The sequence below is a fragment of the Aliiglaciecola sp. 2_MG-2023 genome (assembly GCF_030548145.1).
Lineage (GTDB): Bacteria > Pseudomonadota > Gammaproteobacteria > Enterobacterales > Alteromonadaceae > Aliiglaciecola > Aliiglaciecola lipolytica_A.
Window position 1 is genome coordinate 54,859 of sequence record NZ_JAUORY010000018.1, and the last position, 13,890, is coordinate 68,748.

At 40.1% G+C, this 13,890-nt stretch carries 11 protein-coding genes; 4 read left to right on the forward strand and 7 right to left on the reverse strand.

Annotation, left to right across the window (positions count from 1 at the left end; genetic code table 11):
* Positions 1–54: 54 nt before the first annotated feature.
* Positions 55–1,491: an MFS transporter gene (locus Q4567_RS16380; RefSeq protein ID WP_303501103.1), complete on the reverse strand. Its 1,437-nt coding sequence runs from the start codon at positions 1,489–1,491 to the stop codon at positions 55–57.
* Positions 1,492–1,690: 199 nt separating this feature from the next.
* On the opposite strand from Q4567_RS16380, the gene nagZ reads away from it, so the two are divergent.
* On the forward strand, positions 1,691–2,704 hold the full coding sequence (nagZ, locus tag Q4567_RS16385; protein WP_303501105.1) for a beta-N-acetylhexosaminidase: 1,014 nt from the start codon (positions 1,691–1,693) through the stop codon (positions 2,702–2,704).
* Positions 2,694–4,073, forward strand: coding sequence for a DASS family sodium-coupled anion symporter (locus Q4567_RS16390; RefSeq protein WP_216047288.1), 1,380 nt, complete (start codon positions 2,694–2,696; stop codon positions 4,071–4,073). Before nagZ ends, Q4567_RS16390 begins: the two co-directional genes overlap by 11 nt.
* Positions 4,074–4,083: 10 nt before the next feature.
* On the opposite strand, the gene Q4567_RS16395 is transcribed toward Q4567_RS16390, so the two are convergent.
* Genes Q4567_RS16395 through Q4567_RS16410 form a run of 4 tightly spaced genes read right to left on the reverse strand, consistent with a single transcriptional unit; the run spans position 4,084 to position 10,116 of the window.
* Positions 4,084–4,611: a cob(I)yrinic acid a,c-diamide adenosyltransferase gene (locus Q4567_RS16395; protein ID WP_216047287.1), complete on the reverse strand. Its 528-nt coding sequence runs from the start codon at positions 4,609–4,611 to the stop codon at positions 4,084–4,086.
* A gap of 2 nt (positions 4,612–4,613) precedes the next feature.
* The gene (locus Q4567_RS16400; protein ID WP_303501108.1) at positions 4,614–6,026 is read right to left on the reverse strand and encodes a CsiV family protein; all 1,413 of its coding nucleotides are present in this window, start codon (positions 6,024–6,026) and stop codon (positions 4,614–4,616) included.
* On the reverse strand, positions 6,023–9,514 hold the full coding sequence (gene mfd, locus Q4567_RS16405) for a transcription-repair coupling factor (protein WP_303501109.1): 3,492 nt from the start codon (positions 9,512–9,514) through the stop codon (positions 6,023–6,025). The genes Q4567_RS16400 and mfd overlap by 4 nt, the downstream gene beginning before the upstream one ends.
* A complete protein-coding gene (locus Q4567_RS16410) occupies positions 9,514–10,116 on the reverse strand; it encodes a PilZ domain-containing protein (RefSeq protein WP_303501111.1) in 603 nt (200 codons plus the stop codon). The genes mfd and Q4567_RS16410 overlap by 1 nt, the downstream gene beginning before the upstream one ends.
* A gap of 244 nt (positions 10,117–10,360) precedes the next feature.
* Between Q4567_RS16410 and Q4567_RS16415 the strand changes: the two genes are divergently transcribed.
* Complete coding sequence (locus Q4567_RS16415) at positions 10,361–11,560, forward strand: lipoprotein-releasing ABC transporter permease subunit (RefSeq protein WP_216047283.1); 1,200 nt, start codon at positions 10,361–10,363, stop codon at positions 11,558–11,560.
* A 138-nt stretch (positions 11,561–11,698) separates the two neighbouring features.
* The gene (locus Q4567_RS16420) at positions 11,699–12,262 is read left to right on the forward strand and encodes a phosphoribosyltransferase (RefSeq protein ID WP_216047282.1); all 564 of its coding nucleotides are present in this window, start codon (positions 11,699–11,701) and stop codon (positions 12,260–12,262) included.
* 59 nt (positions 12,263–12,321) lie between these two features.
* Here Q4567_RS16420 and Q4567_RS16425 read toward each other — a convergent pair whose 3' ends face one another.
* Together Q4567_RS16425 and xthA are read right to left on the reverse strand one after the other, a co-directional pair.
* On the reverse strand, positions 12,322–12,975 hold the full coding sequence (locus Q4567_RS16425; RefSeq protein ID WP_216047281.1) for an energy-coupling factor ABC transporter permease: 654 nt from the start codon (positions 12,973–12,975) through the stop codon (positions 12,322–12,324).
* A complete protein-coding gene (gene xthA / locus Q4567_RS16430) occupies positions 12,976–13,785 on the reverse strand; it encodes an exodeoxyribonuclease III (RefSeq protein ID WP_216047280.1) in 810 nt (269 codons plus the stop codon).
* Positions 13,786–13,890 lie beyond the last annotated feature (105 nt).

Consider the following 13,890-nt stretch of genomic DNA (forward strand, 5'->3'; position numbering starts at 1 on the left):
TTGAGGATACCTCTCTCAAGAGCAAGGGCATTAGTTCCATTAAGGTTTTTTAATTTACTTTATCTTTAAATCTTGGGGTAAATCGTCCTTAATAAATAGCCAAGCTAAAGCGGAAATTAGAAGACAAACACCGCAAATCACAAATAGTGAGTCTTTGTTGTCCACTTGACTTATATATTTTCCTATTCCTAAACTGGAAACTAATTGAGGGAGAACCACTGATAGATTAAATAAACCCATGAACAAGCCCATTTTTGCAGCATGTACTTTTTGCGACATTATTGCGAAAGGCAGGCTGATAGTTGCGGCCCATCCGATCCCTAAAAACGCCATCATTATATAAATGCTTAATTTGCTTTCGCCAACTTGAGACAGCACAAAATATGCTAAAGACATCGATGCAATGCAGTAAGTATGTATTTTCACACGGCCTAATTTTTTAGCCAATGGCTCTAACAATAACGCTGGTAAAATTGCTGAAACCACACTTAAAATAAGAAAGCCTGCGCTGATAACCTGACCTGTTTGGTTATCTGTCAATTCCGGTAGGTTCTGTTTAATAAAGCCAATAATATAGATAAACATCGACTGTACCCCCAGCCATGTGAACGCATGAGCGGCCAACACTTTTTTAAATCCCTGTTCACTGGTGCCATCGGGGTTCTGGACTTCTTTACTGATGAGGGTTTTTAAAATTAATGCCAAGGTTATCACTAAGCAGATTGCTTCTATCCAATAGTGATGAATATCTATATTAGCGATTTTTACTGTAAACGCGTACACCGAGTAAAGAATAAACCCCCATAGCGGCTCAATCACTTTACAGCCATTCCAAAAACCTAATTTTGGGTGAGGAGTGGCAGATTCCGTTTGCTGTAAAGAACGGGATTCGGTAACAAACAGCGGTGGCAAAATAGACATCACTAATACTAAGCCAACGCCCACATAAATTAGCGCGTAATTATTCCAAAATGTACCTATCACATAGGCCAAAACACCGAATGAACCGGATACGGTTTGCATCCATGTATAGCCTTTAGTGCGCTCATGTCCTTTAGGAGTTACGTCCGCGATTATAGAGCGAGTAGGGTTGAAGCTTATGTTGATTGATAAATCTAGTGTCAACGCTATAAGAACGGCAATACCTAAAATGGCTTCAATATTGAGTGCAGCAGAAATAATACCGATATTGGGTAAAGCTAATAAACTTAAAGAGGCAAGTACACCACCAATGATGATAAATGGCCGTCTTCGGCCTCCCCAGAACCATATGTTATCGCTAATTGCGCCAACGACTACTTGCCCTAGGATCCCTGCAATTGGCCCTGCTGCCCAGACAAATCCAACATCGTGTAAATCTAAACCATACTGGGTTGTTAATATCCAACTTAACGCGGCTATTTGCACTGATAGTGCAAACCCCATAGCACTTGCTGGTAAACTAAGGAGGGTGTAAAAACCATTACTAAGATTTTTTTGTACCGCTAGCATACTATTCTCTTATTTTTATTATTTGAGATAAAACTCTGCTGTTAACATTATTGTAACCTAAGCGTTTGCTTTTGATAGAAACATACGTATGCAAAACTCAAAATAGCGGCATAACACAAGAAAAGTGATTTTCACTTTAGTTATGTCATTCATTCTTATATAGTTTTGTTCATCCAATTGAATTATTAATGAGAGCCCAATGGGACCAATAATGCTGGATGTCAGTGGGTATGAAATATCACCCGAAGAAAAAGACATCTTAGATCATCCGCTGGTAGGCGGAATCATACTATTTTCACGAAATTACCATGATCAGAAACAACTTAAAGAGTTGGTTAGTGAGCTACGAAAAAATGCGCGTAACGACCTGTTAATTGCTGTTGATCATGAAGGGGGCAGGGTACAACGCTTTCGTGAAGGTTTCAGTGCGATACCGGCAATGGGTAGCTTTTGTGCGGCTGACGCCAAGATCTCTGAGTTGATGCTGACACAAGCAAATACCTTTGGTTGGCTAATGGCTGCTGAGTTACTTGCATTTGATATCGATATTAGTTTTGCACCAGTTTTAGATATTCATGGCGTATCTGATGTCATCGGAAATCGCAGTTTTCATCAAGATCCAACACATATTGTCTCACTTGCCAGCGCCTTTATTCATGGCATGCACAGTGCTGGTATGAAGTGCACTGGAAAACATTTTCCAGGCCATGGCAATGTTAAGGAAGATTCACATATTGCAATGCCGGTAGATAAACGCAGTAAAGAACAGATATTTCAGCTTGATATGACTGTTTTTGATAAGTTACATCAACAAGGTTTGCTAGATGCGGTGATGCCAGCCCACGTCATCTATCCTGCGGTAGATGCTTTACCTGCTGGCTTTTCTCCTATTTGGGTTGGGCAAATTTTACGTCAACAACTTGGCTTTAACGGCGTAGTGTTCACTGATGATTTATCGATGCAAGGTGCGGTGCAATTGGGCTCAATCGTAGAGCGTGCGCAAGCCGGTTTAAATGCAGGCTGTGATATGACATTGGTGTGTAACAGTCCCAATGACGCAGCCCAAGTCATCGATGGTTTACCCAGTGATTACCAATCAACAGGGCGAGTGAAAAGTATGCGCAAGGGGCCTTTTCCAGGTTTTTCTGAGTTACAAAAAACGGCGAAATACCAAATGGCATTAAAAACCTTAGGTCAATTTAATGAAAGTTAATTATCCGGTTATTGGTGCTGCATTTGTTGTATCTATTGCAGTCTATGCGGGTTTATATTTTTCATTACAACAAAGCCACATTATTGCCATTACTGCATCTATAACCTTATTCATTGCTACTTTGTGGGTATCAGAGGCACTGCCAATTCCGGCAACATCACTTATTCCTTTTTTTGCTTTCCCTATGGCGGGGGTGATTACCCATAAAGACGCTGCATCTGCTCTGGGCAGCCATGTCATTTTATTATTGATGGGAGCATTCATGTTGTCTAAATCGTTAGAGCGATCTAACGTTCATAGCCGACTTGCACTATATATGTTGAGGATGACGGGCAGTCAAAGTCCGCGACGTTTAGTTCTTGGTTTTATGCTAACGGCAGCTATTCTAAGTATGTGGATTTCAAACACGGCCACAACCTTAATGTTGTTACCCATTGTATTAGCCATCGTTCCCCATATTAAACAACAAAAGATTGTTGTCGCCTTGTTGTTGGGAATTGCCTATTCCGCAAGTTTGGGAGGGGTAGGCACGCCGATTGGTACACCCCCTAATATTATTTTCATGAGTGTCTATTCAGAAGTACAAGGACATGAAATTGATTTCCTTCAATGGATGAAGACTGGGGTGCCTGTTGTAATAATCGCTATACCCTTGATGGCTTTATGGTTAACTCGAGGCCTTAAGACCATGGATGATTGCCATTTACCTAAAGTAGGAAGCTGGCAGGTAGCCGAAAAACGCGTGTTAATTGTTTTTTCGATTGTTGCTCTGGCTTGGGTCTTAAGACCTTATTGGACAGATTGGTTTAATATGCCTTATGTTGGCGATAGCAGTATTGCCCTTTTTGGCGTTGTATTAATGTTCCTAGTTCCTAATGGCAACTTGGATAAACAAGGTAAAAAAGAAACGCTTTTGGATTGGCCCACAGCGAATGATATTCCATGGGGAATGTTACTGTTGTTTGCTGGCGGGATTTGTATTGCTAAAGCATTTTCCGCATCAGGATTGAGTGAGGTTATGGGCGGCTGGTTGAATGGTTTGTCACAATTGCCAGTTCCATTGTTGGTTCTGTCGGTGTGTCTTTTTGTGACATTTTTAACCGAGATAACCTCGAATACAGCTACGGCAACACTATTGATGCCTATTTTAGCTACCGCAGGAGTAGCTGCAGGCATAGATCCAGCATTATTGATGATGCCAGCTGCAATGAGTGCAAGTTGCGCATTTATGCTTCCGGTGGCCACAGCTCCCAATGCTATTGTTTATGGTACCGGAAAGTTCAGTATTAAAACCATGGCCAGAGAAGGAGTGATGCTAAATATTATTGCTGCTTTGGTCATCACGGGTGTAACTGTTTTTACTTTCTAAGTTAACCTGACTAAACCTTTATTTCGTCTATTACATAGTGGTGGTTGACGGCCCTGGCCAGTACAAATAAATAGTCAGATAAGCGATTCAGATATTGCAAGCACGCTTCAGGTACGGGGTAATTTGAAAGTAACCCAACCATGCGTCTTTCTGCTCTTCTGGTCACCGTTCGACATATTTGAGCTTGTGCAGCGACTGGATGACCACCTGGCAAAATAAAGTGGGTTTGAGGGGGGAGTTCAGCTTGCAAACTGTCAATATTGGTTTCTATTGCCTGCACATCTTTATCTGTTAAAGTTGCATTGGCTGAAATAGCGAAACCGATTTGAAACAGGTTTTTCTGAATATCCGTTAACAGCTCAGTTTGCGCAGTGATGACAGGGCACATAGTGTTGCTTATCAACATCCCTATATGCGCATTCAGCTCATCTAAAGTGCCGTAACATTCTAATACCTCATCACTCTTATCTAAACGAACCACTTTGTCTGCATAAATTTGGGTTTTACCGGTGTCACCTGTTTTAGTATATATTTTCAAGTTTATTGCTCTGTAGTTTTTTGCTTATCAAAAGAAGCGGGTAAATCATAACGTCTTATTTGAATAATCATTCCGAACATTGGATGGTCAAAATAGTGCACTTGATTACTAATCACACGACGTAATTGGTTAAACGGATAACTTTGTAAACGATCCGGTTTTGGTAACGATTCTTGTACCTGTTTTGCGGCCGCTTGTTCTCTAAGGTAAGCAGGAGAATCAAAGACGGGAGCACGAAAATCTATATTGCTATCGATATGCAGATACGGAGTACGCTGAATATAGCGTAAAAACACTTTTACCGTGCCATCTAGTTCCCAGATATCGTTCACATTAGTTGAAGTATTTATATCTTCAACTGAAGGCTCGTCGAGGATGTCAATAGTCGGCTCGTTAAATTCAAAATTTTCATTATTTAACGCTAGTTTTATTTGTTCAATTAAGTCTGCTTGCTGACTCGTTTGTGCAAGATCAATGGAGGTTAAATCAGCAGTGCTTAGATTGCTGTCTTGCTCTGTTAGTGATGATGTCAGCATATTGATTGAAGATGCGTCTAGATTTTCATCCGGAAGTCGATTTCCCGTTGAAGGATCATATTCTTTGCCGTAATTTTTGCCAGCAAATAGGTGAAGTGCAAGTCCATTATCTTGGCCAAAAAGCGTTTGTTGCCGCCATCCCATATGCAACAAAGTGGTTAATCCTCTCTGTCGGTTTATGTCTCTTGCCAGCTCATTTAATTGAAAACTGTCCGCAGACAATAATTGGGTATGGCGTAAACTGGGATCTTCAATATTACTGATTAGGGTAGGTACTTTTTCAATAAAAGGTTTAAGCGGTTTTTCATCAGGCAATCGACACAATAGTTTTTCTGGTAAATGTATCGGCTCTAACTGGAAATCTAATTGCCAAACATCCAAATAAGCTAAAGAGCCAGTGGCATTTGAGCCGTCTAACCCTGGGTTTGCAACCTCTTGGTTTGCATAAACCACAGTATCATTTGCAGTCTCGTCGCTGGAAAGTGTGAACTGAGTTTTATCAAATGCTTCGAATTGTCCAAAACTATCATCCATTATGATTTTTGAACTAATTTCTTGCTGTTGCTGCGAATCAGAGAAGCATAAGGGAAGACCAGTAAAAATTCCTTCTAAATCAGGATATAAATAGTCATACAAGTTTTCAAACCCGTGATTAGATGTTCCTTTTAGCAACTTGCCTGGAAATTTTTCAACAATGGATGCTGGGTCTATATTGCGTTTATAGATGATGACTTCAACGTCGAACCACCATTCTTTTTCTTGGCTATTGGCGACAAAACTCATCGACATAAAAAGCCAAGTTAAGATTACTAGACGCCCAGAAGATTTGCCTAGATTAAAACGCTTTTGTACAGAGAACAGATTTAGTTTACCTTTCATGCGGCTTTTACCTGACGGCTAAAATCATTCAGTAGGTTTTCGATAACGTCTATTCGGCTTTTGGCCGAATCATTGTTAATTATCACTTTCAATTTATCCGGACCTTCTAATTTAAACTTATTGGGTTTGGTTTGGATCATTCGGATAATGTATCCAGGTTCGATTTTGGTGGAGTCTGAAAATTCAATTACTGCGCCTTTTATTGTCGCATCAATTTTGTTAATACCAACAGATTTAGCTTGCAATTTTAATTCTGCGACTCGGACTAAATTTTTAGCCGCGTCAGGTAATAAGCCAAACCGATCAATTAATTCAATTTGAAATTCTTTTATTTCAGTTAGATTTGTACATCCTGCCAGCTTTTTGTACAAGGATAAACGGGTATTTACGTCACCGATATAATCCTCAGGTAACAATGCGGGGATGCGTAAATCTATTTCAGTGTGAGCTGATAGAGCATCATCTAAGGATGGTTCTTTGCCAGCCTTCAGCGCTTCTACCGCTTGTTCTAACATATCCATATATAACGAGAATCCAACAGTGGCGATTTGTCCAGACTGATCGTCGCCTAATAACTCGCCTGCGCCGCGAATTTCTAGATCGTGGGTGGCTAACGCAAATCCAGCCCCCAGATCTTCTAAATTCGCAATGGCATCTAAGCGCTTTTGAGCGTCCTTTGTCATACGTTTAGGTGGTGGAGTAAGCAAATATGCATAGGCTTGGTGATGGGAGCGGCCCACACGTCCACGTAATTGATGCAATTGGGCTAATCCTAGATGATCGGCCCTATCCATTATAATCGTATTTGCTGATGGCACATCTATACCGGTTTCAATAATGGTGGTGCACACCAATACATTGAAGCGTTGATGATAAAATTCACTCATTACTCGCTCAAGTTCACGTTCTCGCATCTGGCCATGACCAATTGCAATACGAGCTTCTGGTACTATTTCTGCAATTTCAGCTGCTGTTTTTTCAATCGTATCCACTTCGTTATGAAGGAAGTAGACCTGACCACCGCGCAAAATTTCGCGCATTATTGCTTCTCGTAATAATTCTTTACTACGCTGATGTACAAAGGTTTTGATAGCCAAACGTTTAGCAGGGGGAGTGGCAATAATGGATAAATCGCGCATACCACTCAATGCCATATTTAATGTTCTGGGTATTGGTGTCGCTGTGAGAGTTAAAATATCCACGTCAGATCTTAAGGCTTTAAATTTCTCTTTCTGACGTACTCCAAACCTGTGCTCTTCATCGATGATAACTAACCCTAAATCACTAAACTTCAAATCATCTTGCAATAACTTATGAGTGCCTACAACAATATCTACTTTGCCATTACCGATGCCTTCAATCACTTGTTTTTGGTCTTTACCGGTTACAAAACGCGAAAGCACCTCTATTCTGAAAGGACAGTTAGCAAATCGATCTTTAAAATTCTCAAAATGCTGTTGCGCTAACAAGGTTGTGGGCACAAGAATGGCGACTTGTTTGCCTTGATTCGCAGCTAAAAAAGCGGCTCGCATCGCTACTTCAGTTTTACCAAAGCCGACATCACCACAAACAAGCCGATCCATTGCGTTAGGACTGCCCATATCTTGAATAACAGCATTAATGGCTTGCAATTGGTCATCTGTTTCTTCAAAAGGGAAACTGTCAGCAAAAGATTGGTATTCTGGCCAGTCAATTTTATAGGCGAAGCCTGGTTTAGCGGCCCTTCGTGCATACACATCCAATAACTGCGCTGCCACATCTCGTACTTTTTCTGCTGCTTTTTTGCGTGCTTTACTCCACGCATCGGAGCCTAAGTTATGCAATGGTGCATGGTCTAAATCACCACCACTATAGCGACTGATTAGATGCAATGAAGCCACAGGCACATAAAGTTTGGCTTCTTTAGCGTATTGAATGGACAAATATTCTGTGGTCAATCCGCCAGCATCAAGGGTTTGTAAGCCTAAGAAGCGTCCTACACCGTGTTCTAAATGAACCACAGGTTGGCCTTGCGTCAATTCAGCAAGGTTACGAATAATCGCACTTTCATCGGTAGCTTGACGTTTTTCACGTAAGCGGCGTTGACTAACTTTATGCCCTAACAATTGAGTTTCGGTGATAAAGGCTAGTTCGCCGTCAGCTTCCAATAACTGAAAACTGTGTTCTGCCAAACCTATCGCGATGCCAATAGGTTCATGACTGGCCAAAAAAGCATGAATATTTTCAAACGCTTTTACGGGAATTTGTGCTTTATGTAGAAGATCTAAAAGGCTTTCTCTTCGCCCTTGAGATTCTGCACAAAAAAGCACTTTTTGTCCTTTTTCTTGCCAGTTTTTAACGGATTCTTTTATGCTCGTCCAGGGCACTTTATTTTGATGCTTAATGGCTATTTCGCCAATATCATCGGTGGCTAAATTAATCCTTCCTGCTTTTTCTTCTAACTTTTGTCTTGAAAGATTTATTCGTGGCCATTGTTTGAAACCTGCAAAAAGCTCTTCGTAGCGTTGGAATATCTGTTGCGGCGGTAATAAGGGACGCGCTGGATTGTAACGGTGCTGTTCATAGCGTTCGTTAAGGTCGGCCCAGTAGAAATCGCAAGCAGATGACAAATCACCGTAAGTCATGATTAAGGTGTTTGGGTGCAAGTAATCGAATAACGTGGCTGTATCATCAAAAAATAACGGTAAATAGTATTCAATACCACCAGGCATAATGCCTTTGCCTACTTGATAGTAGATTGAATCTTTGCTGTTATTTGCTTCAAAGGTATCTAAATAATTTTCACGAAAGCGTTTTAACGCATCTTTATCTGTCGGGAACTCTCTAGCAGGCAATAAATTAATGCCCTCTACTTTATCGCCAGAGCGTTGATTGTCCGGATCGAAGTGACGAATCGAATCTACCTCATCATCGAACATGTCTATTCTAAAGGGTTCATTGCTGCCCATTGGAAACAAGTCAATAATGCTGCCGCGAATACTAAATTCACCATGCCCCATTACTTGATTAACGTGTTGATAACCTGATTTATTTAGATTGAGTCTAAACTCGTCAATATCTAAGGTCTGTCCGGTTTTTAATATCAATAGATAACGCCCGAGAAAATCCACGGGCGGCATTCTGAGCAATAAGGTGTTCACCGGTACAATAAAAATGCAGCGTTTATTTTGAGTCAGTTCAAACAATGTTTCTAAACGCTGAGAAATAATATCTTGGTGTGGAGAAAAATTATCGTACGGTAAGGTTTCCCAATCGGGTAGTAATTTAACGTCTAATTCATCATCGCCAGCACCGGCAAGAAAAAAATGTAGCTCTTTTTCTAGTTTTAAAGCCGTAGGAGTGTCTGCTGTCACCAATAGGGTAGAACCGGGGTTTCGTTTCGCTCCGTTAGCAATTGCTAGGGATAAACTACTGCCATGCATATTGCCCCATTGGATAATATTGCCGGCTTTTTGAGGTAACTCAGGGGTAAAAATACTTGTTATCATTAATTTGAATCATTGTTTTGTTGTTTCGAGCGGGCGCGAAGCTGTAATGTCTGCATATGTAAACTAGCTCTAACCAGTAATTCTTGGTCTTCTTCGCGGATACGACTAAAAAGTAGATAAATATGGTAATCATCACCAACAGGCTCTGCTTTGATTACTTCTGAATAACAGTAAACAGCGGCGGATTCTTCGGTTAAAAATATTTTAAGTTCAACTAAAGTCCCTTCTGCTAAAGGCGCATTGCGTTTTAATATAATACCTCCGCCACCAAATTCTACTGACACATAGCGGTGTTGCGGATCATCTTGTTGCTGCAGAATATAGGACATCATCAAATCTAATTTTTTGTTTTGATGATTTAGAAAGTCAGTTAAATCTTTCGCGTGTTCGCTGAGGTTGCGCAGCGGTCTAAGCGCTTGGGTGTCAATATTTGACATCTCTGCTGCAATTTTAAACGCATAGGGCATTTGACTCACTAATTCATCTAAACTTGGAAGTTGAAATCCGTCATTTACTGGGGTCATATTCACACTGAGCTGATGCTTTATGGTAAAAAACTCATGAAATTGAGCCATTTTTTGTTCCAAACTAATTGGATCCATGGTTTCCCCGTTTGATTAGGTTTCAACGCCATTATGGCAATTATTAAATTCTTTCAATTAAACCACAAAGACTCAGTAAGTCTTTGATTGTAGTTTAACAAAGTGATGCTATTTTGTTTCTTGTTTAGCTGATCTCAAACACGTATTATGCCAGTTTATCGTCCACAATGAATAGCCAAAGGGTAATTATTGTGTTCAATAGATATTGGTTTAATTAATTCCCCAAAAGGCTTAATACTCATATATGTCTTATCCAGTTTCCACTTTTATCGGCCTTAGATACGCAAGAGCCAGTAAAAGTAGTCATTTTATTGCCTTCATTAACTTATTTTCAGTGGTAGGAATCGCGCTAGGGTTAATTGCGCTAATCACCGTGTCTTCGGTAATGAACGGTTTTGAATTGCAGTTGAAAAATCGCATGTTAGGAATTACCCCTCACATAGTGGCCGATACCCGTGCGTCAACTCCTACTGAAATACAACAGTTGGCTGAAATTGAAGGTGTTGAGTCCATAACATCTATTATTGAAAGTGAAGGTATAGTGCAATCACGCCGAGGGATACAAGGAGTGCTACTGCATGGAGTAGACGCTGAATTTATGCAACAGCATTCTATTGTCGCTGAAAATATGATTTTTGGGCAGTTTAGTCAATTAAAGACGGGCCAATACAATATTATCATGGGCAGAGCTTTAGCCAGCAAATTGAGTATTCGCCCTGGTGATCAGATACGTTTGATATCGGCAGGAGCAAGTTCATATTCTCCAATGGGAAGAATGCCTAGTCAGCGGTTGTTTAGTGTCGTTGGACTGTTTGATTTGGCCTCACAATTGGACGATAAAGTGGTGTATATCGATATTCAAGATAATGCCAAACTATTGCGCAAATCAGTGGATAAATTGCAACAAACTCGTTTATTTCTAGATGATGCTTTTCAATATCAAAAAGTTGAGCAACAAATTGATCTGCCAACGGTTGATTGGAGGGTTCGACAAGGGCCCTTATTTGACGCCGTAAAAATGGAAAAAAACATGATGTCATTGATGTTGTTGCTAATTATTGCAGTGGCTGCATTTAACATAGTTTCAGCACTTGTGATGGTGGTCACAGAGAAAAGGGGGGATATCGCTATTTTGCGTACCCAAGGAATGCGCGGAACTAGCATCATTACTATCTTTTTGATCAATGGGTTGTACAACGGTATTAAAGGTACGGTCATCGGTTTGATTTGTGGGATCCTGTTGGTGACACAATTAAATACTATTTTAAACATTTTAGGGATGCCGATAGCTGTGGGGGATGGGCAAGGTTTGCCAGTTGATATTCGATGGCAGCAAATCGTTTCTCTGGTATTGCTATCCATTGGTTTATGTTTTGTTGCTACCCTTTATCCGGCATATAAAGCGTTAAGGGTGCAACCCGCTGAGGCACTGAAATACGAGTAAGGTATAAATTGAATTGGATTTCTCAACACTTTATCGAATGCTTTCGCTATAATTGGCAAAACATAGAAAAATCATATTCAAAAACACATAGGTTTTAACAGAAGTGCTTTTTGAGTATTTGTAAATTAAGGTTAATTAATGCAAAAAACGTATATTACTGCACAGAAATTGTTGGAAGACTCTTTTCGTTTGGCTGCAAAGGTGTATCAAGACGGATTTCGTCCGCAATTTATTGTAGGTATTTGGCGAGGGGGAGCTCCCATAGGTATCGCCGTTCAAGAATATTTTGATTATAAAAAAGTTGAAACAGACCATATTGCGGTGCGCACATCGTCATATTATGGAATCGATAAACAATCTAAAGAAATCAAGGTACATGGACTGCATTACTTGATTGAAAATGCTAATGCTAGCGATGGCTTACTGATTGTGGATGACGTTTTTGATTCTGGGCGCAGTGTAAATGCGCTAATAGAACAAATTAAAAAGCTTTCTAGGCTGAATATGCCAGAAGATATTCGTGTTGCTTGTCCGTATTACAAACCGGAAAATAACAAAACTCAAATGGTACCTGATTACTTTATTCACGAAAGTGATGAATGGTTGGTTTTCCCGCATGAAATCTCAGGACTGACTCCTGATGAGATCATTGAAGGCAAAACTGATTTGAAGAATGTTCACGACATATTGTTCGACAAATAAGTCGAAATTATATTTAAAAGGGCGGATAAATGTATCCGCCCTTTTTTAATCCTACTGAATTATTTACCTAGTAAGTAATGTTTATCATAAAAAGTATACACCCAGGTTGGTTTATAAATAACCAATATGGTCATTGTCCAACCATTGAGCATACCTTCAGACATTAGTAATAAAGGAATTAACAGTAAGTAAGAGTCATAAAGTGTGTCTGCGTCATAAATGCCATCCACATAATAATAGCCAGATAGTAGCAACATTTTTACAGCGATCATCGCCGCGCCAGCAATAAATGAACAGACAAACACATAGACAAAAAAGTGCCTAGGTAATTTGTGAAACGAAAAGTTATAAATCAAATAACTGGTGACAATGGGAATACTGATCCCCAATACACCATTGATTCCAAACATCTGCCAACTATCGTATCCGGCTACGGTAGACACTAGCAGGGTACAAAACCCTGCTAATAAAGCCCAACGCAAGCCTAACAGCAAGGTCATTGCTGTGAGCCACAAAAAATGTACATCCAATCCTGGCTCTACGCCTACACGGAAAAGCCATAAACCGAATACTGAAACGGACGAGCCCAGCACTAAATGTTGGAGCTTTTTATTGTGCTTAAATTGAACAAAAGATACTCGTGTTAGAACAAACACTATACCGAGTAAATAGATCAGCCATGCTGAGATTTGAAGGAAAGTTAATTCAAACATTTAAAACTCGTAAGTTGCCCAAATAGGTGCATGATCAGAAGGCTTTTCAATTCCTCTAAGTTCATAGTCGATTCCCGCTTCTTTTAGGTTTTCGTGTAACTTAGATGTGGATAAAATTAAATCTATGCGTAAACCACGATTATCATTGAATCCCTTAGAACGATAGTCAAACCAGCTATATTGCTCGCCGCCGTCAGGGTTTAATGTTCTGAAGCCATCCTCGAAACCCCAGTCAAACAGTGTATTTAACCATTCACGCTCCTCAGGTAAGAAGCTACATTTTTTCGTTCTTAACCAACGTTTACGGTTTTCTTCACCAATTCCTATATCCAAATCTGTATGCGAAATATTCACATCGCCCATGACAATGACATTTTCATCAGGTGAGTGATTATCATTTAAGTAACCCATTAAATCTTGGTAAAATTTACGTTTTGCTGGGTATTTGGTCTCGTGGGTTTGATTTTCACCTTGCGGGAAGTATCCATTCAGTACTCGCACACTTTCGCCGTTGGGTAATGGGTATGTCACCATAATCATTCGTCGTTGCGCTTCTTCATCATCTGTAGGGAATCCGTACTGCACGTCGCTAGGCTGTTCTTTACACAACATTGCCACACCGTAATGACCTTTTTGTCCGTGAAAATAAACGTGATACCCCATAGCGGCAACATCCTCTAAAGGAAATTGATCGTTATGCACCTTTATTTCCTGTAGTCCAATAACATCTGGTTGATGTTTTTCGATAAGCGCTTGCAATTGATGCAGCCTCGCTCGAATACCGTTTATATTAAATGATATAAATTTCATGTTTTTCTCATCGACTAAATTTTGCCGGTGATTCTAACAAACAAAGCTACTTAGTTGAAAATAAAGATAATCAGTAGTTTCGATAAAGCTGATATTTGTGTTTGC